18 protein-coding genes are annotated in these 18,521 nt (G+C 64.6%); 8 read left to right on the top strand and 10 right to left on the bottom strand.

The genetic code is table 11. From position 1 onward, the window contains the following. Positions 1–42 precede the first annotated feature (42 nt). Positions 43–948 (bottom strand): LysR family transcriptional regulator, encoded by a 906-nt coding sequence (locus PMM47T1_RS16600; RefSeq protein WP_008370928.1) that lies wholly within the window; start codon positions 946–948, stop codon positions 43–45. 279 nt (positions 949–1,227) lie between these two features. On the opposite strand from PMM47T1_RS16600, the gene PMM47T1_RS16595 reads away from it, so the two are divergent. Genes PMM47T1_RS16595 through PMM47T1_RS16580 form a run of 4 tightly spaced genes read left to right on the top strand, consistent with a single transcriptional unit; the run spans position 1,228 to position 5,655 of the window. Further along, positions 1,228–2,184 (top strand): ABC transporter substrate-binding protein, encoded by a 957-nt coding sequence (locus PMM47T1_RS16595; protein ID WP_008370927.1) that lies wholly within the window; start codon positions 1,228–1,230, stop codon positions 2,182–2,184. 20 nt (positions 2,185–2,204) lie between these two features. Then, on the top strand, positions 2,205–3,557 hold the full coding sequence (locus PMM47T1_RS16590) for an LLM class flavin-dependent oxidoreductase (protein WP_008370926.1): 1,353 nt from the start codon (positions 2,205–2,207) through the stop codon (positions 3,555–3,557). Next, entirely contained in the window at positions 3,554–4,699 is a 1,146-nt protein-coding gene (locus PMM47T1_RS16585) for an acyl-CoA dehydrogenase family protein (protein ID WP_008370925.1), read from the top strand. Before PMM47T1_RS16590 ends, PMM47T1_RS16585 begins: the two co-directional genes overlap by 4 nt. Beyond that, a complete protein-coding gene (locus PMM47T1_RS16580; RefSeq protein WP_008370924.1) occupies positions 4,696–5,655 on the top strand; it encodes a D-isomer specific 2-hydroxyacid dehydrogenase family protein in 960 nt (319 codons plus the stop codon). The genes PMM47T1_RS16585 and PMM47T1_RS16580 overlap by 4 nt, the downstream gene beginning before the upstream one ends. Positions 5,656–5,702: 47 nt before the next feature. Here PMM47T1_RS16580 and fdhE read toward each other — a convergent pair whose 3' ends face one another. From fdhE to PMM47T1_RS16545, 6 genes are all read right to left on the bottom strand, one after another. Continuing rightward, complete coding sequence (gene fdhE / locus PMM47T1_RS16575; RefSeq protein WP_008370923.1) at positions 5,703–6,629, bottom strand: formate dehydrogenase accessory protein FdhE; 927 nt, start codon at positions 6,627–6,629, stop codon at positions 5,703–5,705. Further along, entirely contained in the window at positions 6,626–7,279 is a 654-nt protein-coding gene (locus tag PMM47T1_RS16570; RefSeq protein WP_008370922.1) for a formate dehydrogenase subunit gamma, read from the bottom strand. The genes fdhE and PMM47T1_RS16570 overlap by 4 nt, the downstream gene beginning before the upstream one ends. Further along, positions 7,276–8,211 carry a formate dehydrogenase subunit beta gene (gene fdxH / locus PMM47T1_RS16565; RefSeq protein WP_008370921.1) on the bottom strand — a complete coding sequence of 312 codons (936 nt, stop codon included), beginning with the start codon at positions 8,209–8,211 and terminating at the stop codon, positions 7,276–7,278. The genes PMM47T1_RS16570 and fdxH overlap by 4 nt, the downstream gene beginning before the upstream one ends. Further along, positions 8,212–11,277 carry a formate dehydrogenase-N subunit alpha gene (gene fdnG / locus PMM47T1_RS16560; protein ID WP_157213032.1) on the bottom strand — a complete coding sequence of 1,022 codons (3,066 nt, stop codon included), beginning with the start codon at positions 11,275–11,277 and terminating at the stop codon, positions 8,212–8,214. A gap of 249 nt (positions 11,278–11,526) precedes the next feature. Further along, complete coding sequence (locus PMM47T1_RS16550; protein WP_008370918.1) at positions 11,527–12,273, bottom strand: anti-sigma factor family protein; 747 nt, start codon at positions 12,271–12,273, stop codon at positions 11,527–11,529. Beyond that, entirely contained in the window at positions 12,266–12,778 is a 513-nt protein-coding gene (locus tag PMM47T1_RS16545) for a sigma-70 family RNA polymerase sigma factor (protein WP_008370917.1), read from the bottom strand. Before PMM47T1_RS16545 ends, PMM47T1_RS16550 begins: the two co-directional genes overlap by 8 nt. A 151-nt stretch (positions 12,779–12,929) precedes the next feature. On the opposite strand from PMM47T1_RS16545, the gene PMM47T1_RS16540 reads away from it, so the two are divergent. The 3 genes from PMM47T1_RS16540 to PMM47T1_RS16530 all read left to right on the top strand — a co-directional run bounded on the left by PMM47T1_RS16540 (position 12,930) and on the right by PMM47T1_RS16530 (position 14,617). Continuing rightward, a complete protein-coding gene (locus PMM47T1_RS16540; protein ID WP_008370916.1) occupies positions 12,930–13,907 on the top strand; it encodes a metallophosphoesterase family protein in 978 nt (325 codons plus the stop codon). Further along, on the top strand, positions 13,904–14,230 hold the full coding sequence (locus PMM47T1_RS16535; protein WP_008370915.1) for a plastocyanin/azurin family copper-binding protein: 327 nt from the start codon (positions 13,904–13,906) through the stop codon (positions 14,228–14,230). Before PMM47T1_RS16540 ends, PMM47T1_RS16535 begins: the two co-directional genes overlap by 4 nt. 108 nt (positions 14,231–14,338) lie before the next feature. Beyond that, the gene (locus PMM47T1_RS16530; protein ID WP_008370914.1) at positions 14,339–14,617 is read left to right on the top strand and encodes a DUF2790 domain-containing protein; all 279 of its coding nucleotides are present in this window, start codon (positions 14,339–14,341) and stop codon (positions 14,615–14,617) included. On the opposite strand, the gene PMM47T1_RS16525 is transcribed toward PMM47T1_RS16530, so the two are convergent. Then, entirely contained in the window at positions 14,618–15,898 is a 1,281-nt protein-coding gene (locus PMM47T1_RS16525; RefSeq protein WP_008370913.1) for a chloride channel protein, read from the bottom strand. 302 nt (positions 15,899–16,200) lie between these two features. Here PMM47T1_RS16525 and PMM47T1_RS29885 point away from each other — a divergent pair, with 302 nt between their 5' ends. Next, positions 16,201–16,338, top strand: a complete 138-nt coding sequence (locus PMM47T1_RS29885; protein WP_157213031.1) for a hypothetical protein — start codon at positions 16,201–16,203, stop codon at positions 16,336–16,338. Between the two features lie 3 nt (positions 16,339–16,341). On the opposite strand, the gene PMM47T1_RS16520 is transcribed toward PMM47T1_RS29885, so the two are convergent. Both PMM47T1_RS16520 and hemB read right to left on the bottom strand, forming a co-directional pair. Then, positions 16,342–17,244: a LysR family transcriptional regulator gene (locus PMM47T1_RS16520; protein WP_008370912.1), complete on the bottom strand. Its 903-nt coding sequence runs from the start codon at positions 17,242–17,244 to the stop codon at positions 16,342–16,344. 202 nt (positions 17,245–17,446) lie between these two features. After that, positions 17,447–18,418 carry a porphobilinogen synthase gene (gene hemB / locus PMM47T1_RS16515; protein ID WP_008370911.1) on the bottom strand — a complete coding sequence of 324 codons (972 nt, stop codon included), beginning with the start codon at positions 18,416–18,418 and terminating at the stop codon, positions 17,447–17,449. Positions 18,419–18,521: the final 103 nt, after the last annotated feature.

Here is an 18,521-nt window from a genome sequence, read left to right as displayed (position 1 = left end):
TCACATTTTAATCTAAGCTAATTATTATATTTTTTTATGTTGTCAGGCGGCGTCGCGAGATTTCTTCAACGAACGCGCTGCCAACTCGCCAAACGCCTGCACCGGCCCCTGCAAATTGCCCAGGAAACGCGGGAAGATCAGCCACAGGTCCATTACCGGCTTGAAGTCCTTGAGCGGCACCACCGCCAACTGGGCACGGTGAGCGCTACGTTCGAGCAAATCACGCGGCACCAGGCCCAGGCCCATGCCTTCGGCCACCAGCCCCAATTGCAGCTCGGTGCCGAAGGTTTCCAGGTTGATCTTCAAGCTCAGGCCCTGATCCGACAGCGTGCGCTGCAACCCGGCGCGGAAACCGCAGCCGTCCGGGTTGAGAATCCAGCCGTTGTCGTAGACATCACTCAACTTGCACGGGCGCTTGGGCACGCGGTCCGCGGCGCACACCACCACCAGCTCCATCTTGCCGATGGATTCGCCAATGATGTTGTCGGGAAAGATCTTGCCCGCCGGGAACAGCGCGGCGGCGGCGTCCAGTTCGCCTTTCTCGATCTTGCCCACCAGGTGGCTGCCCCAACCGGTTGCCACCTGGGCACGCAACGCCGGGTACTGTTGGCGCAAATGCTTGAGGGCGTCGAGCAGCACCACGTCACCGATGGTTTGTGGCACCCCCAGGCGCAATACGCCGGTAGGCGGCGCGTCGCTGGCCACCAATTCGCGCAGTGCATCCATCTCACGCAGGATGGTGCGACACTGTTCGTACACCTGATGGCCAATCAGCGTGGGCTTGAGCGGCTTGGTGTTGCGGTCGAACAATTCCACGCCCAGCGCCTGCTCGAAATTCTGCACGCGACGGGTAATGGCCGGCTGGGTCAACTGCAAGGCCTCGGCGGCATGGCTGATCGACTGGCAACGGATTACCGCGACAAAGGCATCGATATCATCAATTTTCATTCGGGCCGCACAGGGTAAGAAAGGGACAAGATCAATAAAAAGCATAATCCCAATGGGCCGTGGGCGGCAATGGTGATTATGCGCCTGCCCTGTTGGCATCTGCCCTGACAAAAACCGCCACCCAATAAGCGCATATTATAAAACCACTAAATCAATAATATTTATAATTAGTATAGAACCAAAAAGAATTTCACACTCATTTCTTATAGTCATACTCTCGACCCTAGACCGACCCCCTACCCGGCGGAGGCCCTCCCCATTCACTACTGGAGCGCCTCGATGCCCCTATCCCGTCTCCTATTTGCCGGCGTGCTGTGCCTGGCCGCCACCCTGGCCCAGGCCGCCGACCTGCAACCGCTGAAGGTCGCCAACCAGAAGTCCACCATCAAGGCGTTGCTGCAGGTGTCCGGCGAGCTGGAACACGTGCCGTATACCATCGACTTCTCCGAGTTCCCCGCCGCCGCGCCCTTGGGCGAAGCGCTGAATGTGGGCGCCGTGGACGTGGGGGCACTGGGCGATGCGCCTTATGTGTTTGCCTTGGGCGCCGGTGCGCCGTTGAAGGTGATCAGCATCACCCACATGGACGGCCGCTACACCACTGCCCTGCTGGTGCCCAAGGATTCGCCCATTCACGAGGTTCGCGACCTCAAGGGCAAGCGCATCGTCACCACCAAGGGGTCCATCGGCCATTTGCTGGTGATCAAGGCGTTGCAGGAAGCTGGGCTTACAACCCGCGATGTCACCTTCGCGTTCCTGATGCCCAGCGAGTCGCGGGTAGTGCTGGAAAACGGCAGCGTCGACGCCTGGTCCACCTGGGACCCGTACACCACCGTGGCCACCGCCAGTGGCCAGGAACGCGTGCTGGTCAGCGGCGCCACGTTGTTGAGCAACCACCTGTACTTGGCTGCCACCAGCAAGGCCATCGCCGACAAGCGCCCACAGTTGCAGGATTTCGTCGCCCGCGTCGACCGCGCCTGGCAGTGGGCCAATGCCCACCCCCGCGAATATGCCGCGGCCATGGCCAAGGTCACTGGCCTGCCGCTGGAGATCCAGTTGGCTGCCGCGCAGAACACCCATATGGAGCGCGTGGCCATTGACGCCCACGTGATCAAAGGCCTGCAGCAGACCGCCGACCTGTACCGCAGCGAAGGCATTCTCAACCGGCCCGTGGACGTGTCCCAGGGCTTTGACCCCAGCTTCAACGCCAGCACCCCCATCGCCGCCAGCGCCCAGTGAATGATCAAAGGAGTATGACCATGACAACTAAACGCCACCTTAAACTCGGTGCCATGATTCACGGCGTAGGCCACGGATGGGGCGAGTGGCGCCACCCCAAGGCACTGCCCAATGCCAGCACCAGCTTTGCATTCTACAAGCAGCAAGCGCAACTGGCCGAGGCGGCCAAGTTCGATTTCGCCTTCATTGCCGACAGCCTGCACATCCATGAAAAATCCAGCCCGCATTACCTCAACCGCTTCGAGCCGTTGACCATTCTGTCGGCGCTGGCGGCTACCACCGAGCACATCGGCCTGGTAGCCACGGTGACGGTCAGCTACACCGAGCCGTTCCAGGTGGCGCGCCAGTTCGCCTCGCTGGACCAGCTCAGCGGTGGCCGTGCCGGGTGGAACGTGGTGACCTCGTGGCTCAGCGGCACCGCCGACAACTTCGGCAAGCCCGAGCACCCAGCCCATGCCACCCGCTACCGCATTGCCCGCGAGCACGTGAACGTGGTCAAGGGCCTGTGGGACAGCTGGGAAGACGACGCCTTCACCTACGACAAACAGACCGGACAGTTCTTCGACCCCACCAAGCTGCACACCTTGGGCCACAAGGGTGAGTTTTTCTCGGTCAAGGGCCCGCTGAACATCGCTCGCTCGCCCCAGGGCCAGCCGCCGATCTTCCAGGCCGGCACTTCGGAGGACGGCCGCAATTTTGCCGCCGGCCATGCCGACGCCATTTTCGTCCATGGCGAGAGCTTCGAGCAGGCCAGTGCCTATTACCAGGACCTCAAGCGCCGCGCCACCGAGGCCGGTCGCGACCCGCTGCAATTGGCGATTTTGCCGGGCATCCGGCCCATTGTCGGGCGTGACGAAGCCGAGGTGGAACACCGCTACCAGCAAGCCGTGGACCTGGTCAGCATTGAGGACGCCATTGTGGCCCTGGGCCGCCCGTTCAATGACCACGACTTCAGCCAGTACGCCCTGGATGCACCCTTCCCTGACGTCGGCGACCTGGGCGCCAACAGCCAGAAAGGCGGCAGCGAGCGCATCGTCGCGCTGGCCCGTGACAACCGCTGGACCCTGCGCGACACGGCCCTGCACTTCTCGCGGCCCAAGCGCGATTTCGTCGGCACTGCCGAGCAGGTGGCCGATCAGATCGAACACTGGTTCAAGGCCGGCGCCGCCGACGGCTTCATCATCAATTCGGTGCTGCCCGACGGCCTGCAGTACTTCACCGAGCGGGTGGTGCCGGTGCTGGTGCAGCGCGGGCTGTTCCGTGACGCATATACCGGCACCACCCTGCGCGAGCACCTGGGTCTGGCTGTGCCGGACAACCGCAACGCCGCACCTGCCGTGGCCAAGGCGCCGGTAGAGGAAGAGCTGGCATGACTGAATTCAGCTTTCGCTCACTGCTGCCCAAGCTGACGGCGCAACTGGCCGCCAGCGCCGAGCACCATGACCGCACCGGCGCGTTTCCCGCCGACAATTTTGCCCTGCTGCACCGCCACGGCCTGCTGGCCTACACCGTACCCCGGACGCTGGGCGGCGGCGGTGCCACCCTGGCCCAGGCCCGCGAGGTGATTGCCGCCGTGGCCCGGGGCGAGCCGTCCACGGCGTTGATCCTGGTGATGCAATACTTGCAGCACTCACGCCTGCCCCACAGCACATGGCCCGAGGACTTGCGCCGCCAGGTCAGCGACGATGCGGTGCGCAACGGCGCGCTGATCAACGCCTTGCGGGTGGAACCGGACCTGGGCACACCGGCCCGTGGCGGCCTGCCGGCTACCATCGCACGGCGCACCCCCGAGGGCTGGCGCCTGAGCGGCACCAAGATCTACTCCACCGGGAGCCACGGCCTGACGTGGTACAGCGTGTGGGCCCGCAGCGATGACAACGACCCGCTGGTGGGCGCCTGGCTGGTGCACAAGGACACGCCCGGCGTGACCATCGTAGACGCTTGGGATCACTTGGGCATGCGCGCCACCTGCAGCCACGAAGTGACCTTCGACGACGTGCTGATACCCCTGGAGCACGCCGTCAGCGTCAGCCCCGCCAGTGCCCCCGCAAGCGAACTGGACCCTGAAGGCCTGCTGTGGATGGCAGTGCTGCTCTCGGCCGTTTACGACGGTGTGGCCCAGGCCGCCCGGGACTGGCTGGTGCAATGGCTGACCGAACGCACGCCGTCAAACCTGGGTGCGCCGCTGTCCAGCCTGGCACGCTTCCAGGAAACCGTCGGCCAGATCGACACCCTGCTGTTCAACAACCGCAGCCTGCTGGACGCCGCGGCCCAGGGCCTGACTTCGCCGCAGCACGCCGCGCAGATAAAGTACCTGGTCACCGACAACGCCATTCGCGCCGTGGAGCTGGCCATCCAGGCCTCGGGCAACCCCGGCCTGTCACGCCACAACCCGTTGCAGCGCCATTACCGTGACGTGCTGTGCAGCCGCGTGCACACGCCCCAGAACGACGCCATTTTCACCGGTGTCGGCAAGGCCGCCTTTGCCGCCTTTACCCAAGGAGCCAGACCATGAGCAACCTGGTCATCGCCAGCCAGCTGGACGCCCCTTTCAACCAGGCCCTGCGCGAGCGCCTGGCCAAGACCCACCCCGGCGTGACAGTCATCGAGGTGCCCGTGGGCGTGCCCAGCGACCTGCCGCCCGAGGCCCGCGTGCTGATGGCGCGGCCGATCAATGTGCGCGGCTACCAGGCGCCGGACACACCGCCGCCCGGCTGGCCCTATGGTCTGCGCTGGATTCAGCTGGCGTCCTCGGGCATCGACTTCTACCCCGCGTGGCTGTTCGACGGCCTGCCGGTGACCACCGCCCGCGGCAGCGCCAGTGACCCCATCGCCGAATTTGCCCTGGCGGCGATTTTCGCCCGCAACAAGCACCTGCCTGACATTTGGGTACACAACGCCGACTGGCAGTTTACCGCGCTCACCCCGGTGAAGGGCCAGACCCTGGGCATTCTCGGTTTCGGCTCCATCGGCAGCGCCTTGGCGCACAAGGCCCGGGCCCTGGGCCTGCGGGTGTTGGCCTTGCGCCAGAGCGACACGCCCCTGGGCGTGGACGGCGTGGAAACGGCGCGGGACATTCACCAGCTGTTTGCCGAGTCCGACCACCTGGTGGTGGCCGCGCCGCTGACGCCCGACACCCGGCACCTCATCAATGCCCCGGTGCTGGCCAGCGCCAAGCCGAACTTGCACCTGATCAACATCGCCCGCGGCGGCCTGGTGGACCAGGACGCCCTGCTGTACGCCCTGGACCATGGCCCGCTGGGGTTCGCCTCGCTGGACGTCACCGAGCCCGAACCGCTGCCCGAAGGCCACCGCCTGTACAGCCACCCCAAGGTGCGCCTGTCACCGCACACCTCGGCCATCTCCACCCGCAGCGGCGAGGCCATCGGGGACATCCTGGTGGACAACCTGCAACGCTTTCTCAGCGACCAGCCCCTGCACAACCTCGCCGACCGCACCCGCGGGTATTAGGCTGCGAGGGCCCGCACAGCGGGCCCGCGATCGACCTGCGCGCTTCATCAGGCACCGCCAGGCGCCAGCATCAGGTTCGGCGCCTGGCGGTTGAAGCCTTCTTCGCCCAGGCGCAGGTCCAGCGTCAGGCTGGCCAGGTCGGCGGACAGGGCTTCGGCGCTGGCGTCATGTTCCAGGTACAAGAGCTTGAGGTAGCTATGGCAGTGGGGGCAGGTTTCGGCGCGCAGGGGCGCCTGCCCAGGGGCGTGGCGGTCGGTGGCCAGGCTGGTGTATTCAAGGCCCTTGCTCTGTTCGCAATAGATGCACTTGACCCGCACGGCATGCCATTGGCAGGCGCACAGCGAACACACCAGGTAACGCAGCCCATTATGGGCGCCGCGATGGCGGATCACCCCGGCCATGGCCGGCGACCCGCACGCCGGGCACTGGTTGAGGCTGTTGCAGGGCGTCAACGCCAGGCTGGGAATGTCCAGCAACCAATGGCTCCAGGCGGCCTGCAACGCGGCCCCCAAAAACGGCACCAAGGCCGGCGGTACGGCAGTAAACTGGCCACTCAATAGCGCCAACGCCCACACTTTACGCTGGCCGGCTGCGGCCGCTTCCAGGGTCGCCAGAGCCTGCTGCACCGCCACCTGCTCAGGCGGTGAATAGCGCAACAGCAAGGCGTCCACCCAAGGCTGCCACGCCCCTTCACGCACCAAACTGTCAAACGCCAGCGGCGGCAGCCCATGCTGCTGGCACAACAACAACCGTTCAGGCGCAGGCGTAGGCGCCGCGGGTGGATGGTCCAGCAAGCTTTGCTGCACCTGGCACAGGTCACCGATCAGGTTCAGGTAATCGCCCAACGGATGGCCCGCCGCCAACGTATGCAGGCGCTGCGCCCGGTGGCCGAAAAGGTCGGCCGGGGGCAGGCTGAGAAACGGCGGCGCACTGCTGGACGCTTCGATCTGCTGCGGTTCGAGAATCCTGCTCACGGTTCACTCCTGTGCGGCGGATCGGGGCGCTTGTTACCGGTGACGTCCCGGTACCACAGCGCATGGTGCTTGCGCGCCCAGGCGCGGCTGACCCAGCCATGCAGCATGGCGTCCACCGAACCCTTGATCCAGATACCGGCATAGATATGCACGATGATGCTGGTCACCAGCACGAAGGCCGCCGCCGCATGAGCCAGCACCGCCAGGCGGATCGTGGTGATGCCGAACCACTGGCTGAAATACACCCGCCAGATCACCACGCCACTGAACAATAGCACCAGCATGCACGCCAGCAGGGTCCAAAACAGCAGCTTCTGCCCCGGGTTGTACTTGCCGATGGGGGGCACGCCCTCTTCCTGGTTCAGCATCACCCGGTCGATGCGCTTGAGCCACAGCGTGTCGTTGTGGATGAAGAAATTGGCGCGCCAGAAGCGAATCACCAAGCCCATGAACAGTACAAACATGGCCACGCCCATGAACGGATGCAGGATACGCGTCCATGGCCCGCCGCCAAACAGGTTGCTGAGCCAGAACAGCGCCGGGTGGAACAGCGCCAGCCCCGACAGCCCGGCCATGAAGAACAGGATCGCCACCAGCCAGTGATTGGTGCGCTGGTTGGCGTTGTAGCGCAGGATCTGTTTGCGCATCATGGCCGGTTGTCCTCGCGTGGATCAAAGGTGTGCACCGCCGGGTCCACCACGTGTACCGCCGGGTCAACATGAGGCTCTTCGTCTTCCTCGGTCAACTGCGGCCCAACGCGTACGTAGTGAAAGAACCCGGCTAGCACGGCAGCGCCCATCGCCAGAAGCGCCAGCGGCTTGGTCACGCCCTTCCACAGGCCCACAAGCGGGCTGATGGTGGGTTGGTTCGCCAGCCCGGCGTATAACGACGGCTGGTCGGCATGGTGCAGTACGTACATCACGTGGGTGCCGCCGACTCCGTCCGGGTCATAGAGACCGGCCTGTTCAAACCCACGGCTCTTGAGGTCGACGATGCGTTCGGCGGCGTGTTCCTTCATGTCCGCCTTGGTACCGAAGACAATGGCGCCGGTGGGGCAGGTTTTCACACAGGCCGGCTCCAGCCCAACCGCTACCCGGTCCGAACACAGCGTGCACTTGTAGGCCTTGTGGTCCTTCTGCGAGATGCGCGGGATGTTGAACGGGCAGCCGGTGATGCAGTAGCCGCAGCCGATGCAATGGTCCTGGTTGAAATCGACAATGCCGTTGGCGTGCTTGATGATGGCCCCGGGGCTGGGGCAGGCCTTCAGGCAGCCGGGGTCGGAACAGTGCATGCAGCCGTCCTTGCGAATCAGCCACTCCAGATTGCCGCTGTCGGTGTTCTCGTACTCGGTGAAGCGCATCACCGTCCAGCTTTCGGCGGTGAGGTCGATGGGGTTGTCGTAGGTGCCGTGGTTGTGGCCCACCTCGTCGCGCAGCTCGTTCCATTCCGAGCAGGCCACCTGGCAGGCCTTGCAGCCAATGCACTTGGTGGTGTCGATCAGCTTGGCGACTTCTTCGAGCTGGCGCACCGAGGACGGCACCGTGGTGGTGGCGGACTGGGCGAGAATGTCTTGAATGGCCATCTAGATCTTCTCCACGTTGACCAGGAACGACTTGGATTCCGGGGTCTGTGAGTTGCCATCGCCCAGGAACGGCACCAAGGTGTTGGTCAGGTAGCCGTGCCGCGTCACCCCGGTAAAGCCCCAGTGCAAGGGGATGCCGATGTGGTGCACCACCTGGCCGTTGACCTGCAGCGGCCGGATGCGCTTGGTCACCACCGCCACCGCCTCGATGAAACCGCGCTTGCAACTGACGCGCACCCGGTCGCCGGCCTGGATGCCCTTCTCCCCCGCCAACACTTCGCCGATCTCCACGAACTGCTCGGGCTGGGCAATAGCGTTTAGGCGACAATGCTTGCTCCAGAAGTGAAAATGCTCGGTCAGCCGGTAGCTGGTGGCGGCATAGGGGAAGTCCTTGGCCTGGCCCAGCGATTCCCACACCGAGTCGAAGATGCGCGCTGCCGGGTTGCTGATCACCTGCTTGTTGTTGGGGTGCAGCGGGTTGATGCCGATGGGCGTCTCGAACGGCTCGTAGTGCTCGGGGAACGGGCCCTCGTTCATCTTGTCCACGGCAAAGAAACGCGCCACGCCTTCAGGGTTCATGATGAACGGGTTCATGCCGGCCTCCGGCGGCACGTCCACCTTGTAGTCGGGCACATCGGTACCGCCCCAGCTCTTGCCGTTCCACCACACCAGGCGTTTCTTCTCGTCCCACGGTTTGCCGTGGGTGTCGGCCGAGGCCCGGTTATAGAGGATGCGCCGGTTGGCTGGCCACGCCCAGGCCCAGCCCAGGTGCTGCTTCATGCCGTAGGGGTCGCTGTTGTCGCGCCGGGCCATCTGGTTGCCCTGCTCGGTCCAGCTGCCGCAGAAAATCCAGCAGCCGGACGCGGTGCTGCCGTCGTCCTTGAGCTGGGCGAAACTGGCCAGCTGCGTGCCGCCCTTGATGGCCGCGCCGGTAGCATCGGTGAAATCCACCACAGCGGCGCCGTTGAGCTCCTTGGCCAGCTCTTCGGGCGATGGCTCTTCAGGGATCTTGTACGGCCAGGAGAGTTTCAACAGCGGTTCGGCATACGCTCCACCCTTGGCCTGGTACAAGGCCTTGAGGCGGCTGTACAGGCCGCTCATGATCGACACGTCGGTGCGCACCTGGCCCGGACCGTCGGCGCCCTTCCAATGCCATTGCAACCAGCGGCTGCTATTGACCAGCGAACCGTCTTCCTCGGCAAAACAGGTAGTGGGCAGGCGAATGACTTCGGTCTGGATGCCGGCCGTGTCGACGTCGTTGAAAGGGCCGACCTTTTCCCAGAACTGCGAGGTTTCGGTGGCCAACGGGTCCATCACCACCAGCCACTTGAGCTTGGCCAGGGCCTTCATCACACGGTTCTTGTCGGGCAGCGCGGCGATGGGGTTGAAGCCCTGGCAAATATAGCCATTGACCTTGCCCTGGCCCATCAGGTCGAACATTTTCAGGATGTCATAGTTGGGAATGTCCAGCTTGGGCAGCCAGTCATAGCCCCAGTGGTTGTCGGCCGTGGCGTTGGCGCCGTACCAGGACTTCATCAGGCTGACGTGGAACTTGCTGTAGTTCTGCCAATAGGACAACTGGCCCGGGCGCAGCGGCTTTTGCGTGCGCTTGGTGATGAAGCCGTCGTAGTCCTGCTCGGCGTCCAGGCCCAGGGTGAGGTAGCCCGGCAACGAGTTGGACAGCAGCCCCAGGTCGGTGAGGCCTTGGATGTTGGAGTGCCCGCGCAAGGCGTTGACACCGCCGCCGGGCATGCCGACGTTGCCCAGCAGCAACTGCACCATGGCCGCGCTGCGAATGATCTGCGAGCCAATGGAGTGCTGGGTCCAACCCAGGGCATAGAGGATGGTCATGGTCTTGCCGGGCGCGGCGCAGGTGGCAATCTCGTCCCAGATCTTGCGCATGGCAGCCACTGGCATGCCGCAGGTCTGGCTGGCCAGTTCCGGGGTGTACCGGCTGTAATGCTGCTTCATCAGTTGGTAGACGCAGCGTGGATCCAGCAGCGTCGGGTCAACCCTGGCAAAGCCGTCCTCGCCCAGCTCGTAGCCCCAGGTGGACTTGTCGGTGTAGGTGCGTTTGACTGCGTCGTAACCGGTGAACAGGCCATCCTCGAAGCCGAAGCCGGCCTTGACGATAAACGACACGTCGGTGTAGTTGCGCACGTACTCGTGCTGGATCTTGTCCTCGGTCAGCAGGAAGTTGATCAGCCCGCCCATGAACGCGATGTCGCTGCCGGTGCGAATCGGCGCGTAGTAGTCCGCCACCGAGGCGGTACGAGTAAAGCGTGGGTCGACCACGATCAGCCGGGCCTGGTTGTGGGCCTTGGCTTCGGTCACCCATTTGAAGCCGCACGGGTGCGCTTCTGCTGCGTTGCCGCCCATTACCAGGATCAGGTTGGCGTTGCCAATGTCTGTCCAGGTGTTGGTCATGGCACCACGGCCGTACGTCGGGGCAAGACTTGCCACCGTCGGGCCGTGTCAGACACGCGCCTGGTTATCGAACCCCAGCATGCCCAGGCTGCGAACCACCTTGTGGGTCAGGTAACCGGCTTCGTTGGACGCTGCGGAGGCAGCGAGGAAGCCGGTGGTGACCCAGCGGTTGACGGTCTGGCCCTTGTCGTTCTTCTCGACGAAGTTGGCGTCGCGGTCGGCCTTCATCAACTCGGCCACGCGGTCCAGCGCATCGTCCCATGACACCCGCGTCCATTCATGGCTGCCCGGTTTGCGCACCTGCGGGTATTGCAGGCGGTCGGGGCTGTGAATGAAATCCAGCAGGCCGGCGCCCTTGGGGCACAGGGTGCCGCGGTTGACCGGGTGGTCGGCGTCGCCTTCGATGTGGATGATGTTCTGCGCAACGTTCTTCGCCGCATCGCCCTGGCTGTACAGGATCAACCCGCAGCCCACCGAGCAGTATGGGCAGGTGTTGCGGGTTTCCTTGGTGTGGGCCAGCTTGAAGTGGCGGATCTGCTCAGCGAAGGCCGGCGCGGGGGCCATGCCCAGCGCCCCGATACTGGCGCCGGCCAGGCCGATGCCGGCGACCTTGAAGAACTGACGACGGTTGAGGTCCATCGTGCACTCCTGATCAGTTGAAGCCAGCGGTACATGGCCGCAGGCGTTTGAACAATCACGGTTGCGCCGCCGCGAAACGCGGGTTGGCTCTCTTAACTGTAGACGGGATACAAGCCCCAGAGCGCCCGCCTGTCAGCGGCGTCCCGACCTGTAACAGCAACTGTCTTGTGTGAGGTGGGTGTCGCAGGCTGCGAAAAGGTCCGCAGGACCTTCGGCGGTGTCATGCCGGTCGCGGGCATGCGGCTCGGATTACGGTTGTTGATTGAGCAACTGCGCCAGCCGCTCCAATTCACTGTGGTCCACGTCCGACACCGCCACGAACTGCATGTGCCCCTGGCGCCAGGTCACCAGGTTGTACCCGCGGCTTTGCAGGCTCTGGCGGGGGGTGTCGGTGGCGGCAGTGGGCAGGATGAACACGTTGATCAGGTGCTGGCCGTGGCCGTAGGTCAAGGCTGCGGCGGTCTGGTGCTGCAGGTAGTCCAGGCGCCCGCCCAGCAGAGGGAAGCCGGCGGCGCCGAAGTCGGTGACCGGCGGCGAGAAGTCCAGCTTGCCGGTGAACCACGGTTTCACCGTGTGCCGGTCCGATGACACCACGTCATTGAGGTGCTGGCCCATCAGCGAGCGCACGTGGCTGGACACCGCTTCGTCCACCAGCCCCGGCGCAGTGCCCGGCACGTTGAGGTACAGCACCAGCGCCAGGGCCAACGCCAGCGCCGACCCCAGCGGCGCCAGCCAATGGAACCAGGCGGCGCGCGGGCGCTTGGCGGGCGGGGCGTGAAGTGCGTGCATCAGCGTGGCCAGGCTGGCCGGCGCCGGGAAACGCGGCGCCGCAGTTTTCACGCTGGCCACCCAACGGGTCAACTCGGAGAAGCGCTGGGCGCAGCCGGGGCAACCTGCCAGATGCGCCTGCACGCGCGCACGCTGGGCCGGCGCCAGTTCCTGATCCAGGTAGGCGTCCAGCAGGCCGATGCAGGTGGCGTGGTCCAGGTCAGTCATCAATGCCCCCTTGCAGCAGTTGCGCACGCAACGCCGCCCGTGCCCGGGACAGCCGCGACATCACCGTGCCCAGCGCGATGCCGGTCACCTGAGCAATGTCCTTGTACGGCAGCCCCTCCAGGTCTTTCAACACGATGACCTCCCGATAGCCCGGCGGCAGCGCTTGCAAGGCCCGTTGCAAGACGGCGGCATCTTCCACTTGAATGGCCAGCCACTCCGGGGTTTGCTGATGCCCCAGGGCCAGGTCGTCGTCGCTGATGTCTTCGCCCATGGTCAGCCACGGCGGGTGGGCGGCCAGGCGCAGCCAGTTCATGCTTTCATTGCGCACAATGCTCAGGAACCAAGCCCGCGGGTTCTCGCCGTCAAAGCTGTCCAGGTACTTGAACGCCCGGTAGGCGCTTTCCTGCACCACGTCATGGGCCGCCGAGTCGCTGGCGGTCAACCAGCGCGCGAGGGTGTAGGCAGCCTGCAGGTGCGGTGCGAACAATGCCTCGAATCGCTTCATGGCGGCTCTCGAGCAGACCTGTGACAAGTAACGGCCAACGCCGCGTTTTTATTCCCGGAAAAATAAAAAAATATCCGGGAATAAAGCGTACCCCCGCCCCGTTTGTTCAACCATCAGCCATGCCGGCTGAGGCCTGCGACGGAGCCTTGCGATGAACACCCCACCCCCCCGCACCGACAGCTTAGCCGACTCTGCCCACAACCCCGACCGCCGCACCCTGCTCAAATGCTCGGCGTGGGCCGGCGCGGGCGTACTGTGGGCACTTAGCGGCGGCATTCCCCGCGCCTTTGCCCTGGACAGTAACGGCCAGCCCCATGACCCGACGGCCCTGGCCAGCGGTTTTCAGTTCGTGCAGCTGAGTGATTCGCACATCGGCTTCAACAAGGAAGCCAATCCCGAGCCGCTGAAAACCCTGCAAGTGGCCATCGACAAGGTCATCGCCTTGCCCGTGCGCCCTGCCCTCATCCTGCACACCGGCGACATCACCCACTTGTCCCGGGCTGACGAATTCGACCTGGCGGCCCAAGCCTTCAACGCCCTGCCGGCCACCGTGCATTACGTGCCGGGCGAGCACGACACCCTGGACGAAGGCGGCGGCAAGCTGTACCTGGAACGCTACGGCAAAGGCACCCGCGGCAACGGTTGGTACAGCTTCGACGACCATGGCGTGCACTTCATTGCCCTGGTGAATGTGTTCAACTTCCAGGCCGGCCACGAAGCCACCTTGGGAGCGGACCAGCTAGCGTGGCTGGCCGACGACCTGCGCGCAGTCAGCGAGAGCACGCCACTGGTGGTGTACACCCACATTCCCCTGTGGACCATCTACCAGCCCTGGGGCTGGGGCACCGAGGACGGCGCCCAGGCCATCGCGCTACTGCGCAACTACGGTTCGGTGACCGTGCTCAATGGCCACATTCACCAGGTGATCCAGAAGGTCGAAGGCAACATCACCTTCCACACCGCCCGAGGCACCGCCTACCCGCAGCCGGCCCCGGGCGCGGCGCCGCAGCCCGGGCCCATGACGGTGGCGGCTGATCAACTGCGCAACTACCTGGGCCTGACCCAAGTGCGTGCCACCCAGGGCGACCACCCACTGGCGCTGATCGACGCCACCCTGGTGAGCTCATGAAAGCCCTGATGCTGGCCCTGCTGATGCCCTTGCTGGTGCCCCCCATGCTGATGGGAGCCGCCCAGGCGCAAGAGGTGCGCATCGACATCAAGGGCTTCATGTTCGACCCCCAACCGCTGGAAATCGCCACCGGCACCACGGTGACCTGGGTCAACCACGACCCCATCCCCCACACGGTGGCCGAGACCACGCACCTGTTTCGCTCGGCCGCGCTGGACACCGATGACCGTTTTTCCTGGACCTTCAGCGCACCCGGTACGTTTCAGTACTTCTGCACGGTGCACCCACAGATGGTAGGGACCATTCATGTGATTCAACGCTGAAGCCGTCGGCCATCAGTTTGGCTGATGGCCGATATCGACACCCTCCATTTCAACTGGCGCCAGGCCCGTTCGTAGAATGGCGCCATACCCGAATGGAGGGCCCTGATCATGAAATACCTCATTGCACTGGCGATTTCCCTGCTCGCCGCCTTTACCTCATTTGCCCGTGCTGACGAGGCCGCGCCGGTGCAGGCGTCGGTGCAAGGCCAGGCCAGTGCCGGCTACGACTACTCCCAGGACCTGGACATCGCCAAGGTGGTGCGCATGAACACCGCGGCCGGCAACCCGTGTGGCCCGGTGCAGGGGCACATGACCTACATCGACAGCAAGGGTGTGCAGCACGAGCTCAACTACACCCGCCTGGGCGGTGCCTGCGACAAGGGCTGATCAGGCTGCCGACAGCCTGGCGCACAGCCGGGTGACGCACACCGAGCCCACCACCGCCAGGATGATTGGCACCAGGAAGTCATGATCGATGCGGGTGAACTCCACCACCAGCACGATGGCCGTCAGCGGCATGTTCATGGAGGACGACAGGAACGCCGCCGCGCCGACGATGGCGAATGCCCCCAGCGGCACGCCCGGCCACAGCAGGTTCCAGCCCCCGCCCAGCACCACCGCCAGCAACGCACCGCAGGCCAGCGCCGGGGTCAGCAAGCCGCCTTCGGCACCGGCGCGCAGGCTGCTGCTGGTGACCGCCACTTTGGCCAGCAGCAACAGCACGGCCAGGCCAATCGTCAGCTGATCGTCGAAGCCCAATTGCGCCGGGCCCTTGCCGTTGCCCAGCACTTGCGGCAGGAAGATGGCCATGCAGCCAATGAAGGTAAAATTGATCAACGCCAGTACCGGCAGTGACCCACCGCGTGCCGCCCGTTCGCGGGCAGCGCCGGTGAGGCGTACGAAACCGTACGCGGACAGGCCGAACAGCGGCCCGCACAGCAGCGCCCAGGCAATCAGGCCGGGGCTGATGACAAAGTGCGGCACCGTGTATTGCGCCTCGGCGCCCAACCCTATCCAGGCAATCGACGCGCCAATGGCCGAGGTGGCCAGGGCAATGATCGCTTCGCGCCAGGCGAAACGCGCCAGCAACACCTCCAGCACAAACACTGCACCGCCCAACGGCACGTTGTACACCGCAGCCAGCCCGGCACCGGCGCCGCAGGCAATCATCAGCCGCCGGGTGTCCGTGTCCAGCCCGCTCCAGCGTGACAAGCGGTCGGCGATCAGCGAGCCCAGCTCGCGTGGCGCCACTTCCCGGCCCAGCGGCGACCCCAGGGCCACCGTGATGATCTGCAACAGCACGTGCACCACGGTGGCCCTGCCCGGCATGCGCGCGTCGCCATTGGCCACTGCTTTCTTGATGCTGACCAGCGGCTTGCCGTAACGGTACAGCAACCACCAGCCCAGCCCGGCCACCAGCCCGCACAGGGCCAATGCTTCTACGCGGCGTAGGGGCGAGGCGGCGGTGACGCCGAGCAGGAAGCTTTGGTGGCCCACCAGGTGGTCCTGGCTGTAACCGTAGGCCAGGTGCTGGATGCCGTGCAGCAACAGGGCCAGCAGCATGCCGCCGAGGCCGGCGCCAATGCCGGTGAACAGGGTAACGGCCGCCAGGGCTACCGTGGCACGAACAGGTGAACGAACCACAACCGGTGTTTCAGGCAACGACATGCAGCGCTCCAGCAATATTCCGATGCGGCCGATGGTAGCGCTGCAGCCCGGCGGCGCCTACGGTTGGCGCACCGATTGGGACCTGCGCGCTACAGGTTGTCCGTATTCGCTGCCGGTAACGCTATTTGCCGCTGCCGCCAGGCTGCGGCTACAGGTGCCGGCGACGTTTGGCGCTGTCTGCTGGCGATGATCAGAGCGATTGTTACCGCATTGGGAATACAGCCTTGCACCCTGCGACCTAGCGTCGCACCCTAGCCATTGGTAGAGTGGCGGCGGATTGAAAGAACCTGTAAGGAATGCCCATGCTTCGTCTCGTCGCCTACGCACTGCTGCTGTTGATTTCGTGCGGCATTGCCGTCGATCATCGCCGCGAGCTCCGCCGCGGTCAGGCCCGTCGCCGGGCGCTGGTTAGCCCCCAGCACACCGGCGCACAAGACTGACCCTCAGATAGACGCCTCACCCCCCGGCAATACTGTCCGCAGATGGCTGATCAACACTTTGATCTTGGCATCCAGGTAGCGCCGGTTGGTGTACACCGCATAGACATTCAAGCATTGCAGGTGGTATTGCGGCAACAACCGCACCAGGCTGCCGCTGTCGATGCCCCGCTGGGCCGAGAACACCGGCAACGAACCCACCCCCATTCCCGACTCTATAGCCTCGATCATGGCATCGCCCATGTTCACCTGGAAGGCCGACGGCCGCAGGCTGACGCGCTGCACCTCGTCGTGGCCATAAAACTCCCACTGATCAACACTGCTGCTGGGGCTTACCAGCCGCAGGCATTCGTGCTCGCGCAGCGCCTGGGGGGTTGCCGGCGCGCCGTGACGGGCAATGTAGTCGGGTGAGGCGCACAGCACGCTGTAGGACTGGCCGATGCGCTGGCTGACGTAACCGGAGTCCGGCAACTGCGGGGCCAGCACAATGGCCACGTCGATGCCCTCCTCGATCAGGTCCGGCATGCGGTTGGCCATGGTCAGCTCGAAGCTGACGTCAGGGTACTGCTGGCGGTAATCGGCAATGGCGGGCACCACGTAATGCCGGCCCACGCCCATCATCGAGTGCACGCGCAGGCGGCCGCTGGGGCGCAGCTGGGTGTTGCCGGCTTCGACTTCGTCCACGTGGGCGATGATCTGCTCGCAACGCACCAGGTAGCGTTGGCCCACTTCGGTCAGGGCCACATGGCGGGTGCTGCGGTTGAGCAGGCGTGCGCGCAAGTGCGCCTCGAGCGCCGCCACACTGCGCGAGACCGTAGCCACGGCGACATTCAATTGCTTGGCGGCATGGCTGAAGCTGCCGGATTCGGCAACACAGACAAACGTGCGCATATTTTGCAGAGTGTCCATCAACTGCCTCTTGGATGGTTAAGCTGCAATTGTCACACACGGATCGCGAATGATTATTCCGCAGAATGAAAAGGCTAATCGCCGGATGCGAAACAACTGTGGGAGCGGGCTTTGCCCGCGAAGGCCTGACCGCGACAAGACTGGCCTTGCGCGATGGCCACTCGCGGGCAGAGCCCGCTCCCACTAAAGCCAAGCAGACGGGTCAGATGCCGTCGCGGGCGATGTCCATGGCGAAGTAGGTGAAGATCAGGTCAGCACCGGCGCGCTTGATCGCGCCCAGGCTTTCGCGCACCACGCGGGCTTCGTCGATGGCGCCGGCCTGGGCGCCGAACTTGATCATCGCGTACTCACCGCTCACCTGGTAGGCCGTGAGCGGCAGGCGCGAGGCTTCGCGAATGTCGCGGATGATGTCCAGGTATGCACCGGCCGGCTTGACCATGATGGCGTCCGCGCCTTCCTGCTCGTCCATCAGCGACTCGCGCACCGCTTCACGGCGGTTCATCGGGTTCATCTGGTAGGCCTTGCGGTCACCTTTCAGCGCTGAGCCTCCGGCTTCGCGGAACGGGCCGTACAGGGCCGAGGCGAACTTGGTGGAATAGGCCATGATCGAGGTATCGATGAAACCGGCCTCGTCCAGGGCGCTGCGAATGGCCTGCACCTGACCGTCCATGGCCGCCGACGGCGAAATGAAGTCGGCACCGGCACGAGCGGCGGCAACGGCCTGCTTGCCCAGGTTGCGCAGGGTGGCGTCGTTGTCCACGCCGTGGTCGCACAGCACACCGCAATGGCCGTGGGAGGTGTACTCGCAGAAGCAGGTGTCGGCCATGACGATCATTTCCGGCACGGTGTCCTTGCAGATGCGCGCGATGCGCGACACCAGGCCGTTTTCCTGCCAGGTGTCGCTGCCGTCGGCGTCCAGCTTGTGGGACACGCCGAAGGTCATCACCGACTTGATGCCGGCACGGGCATAGCGCTCGATCTCGCCGGCCAGTTTCGACTCGGGAATGCGCGCGACGCCAGGCATGCTGGTGATGGGCACGAAGTCATCGATCTCTTCCTCGACGAAGATCGGCAGCACCAGGTCGTCCAGGCTGAACTCGGTTTCCTGGAACAGCGAACGAAGGTTCTCGGAACGCCGCAGGCGCCGTGGACGAGCGATTGGGAACTGGGACATCTTGATTCCTGTGTTGAAGATGACAAATCAGTGCGTCAGATTATGCCTGTCCGGCGTTGAGGACAAATCGGCTTTGACAATGCATTGTTGCCGCCAGTGTAAC

The sequence above is a fragment of the Pseudomonas sp. M47T1 genome, from assembly GCF_000263855.1.
Taxonomy (GTDB): Bacteria; Pseudomonadota; Gammaproteobacteria; order Pseudomonadales; family Pseudomonadaceae; genus Aquipseudomonas.
This window is presented reverse-complemented; position numbering and strand designations above follow the sequence as displayed.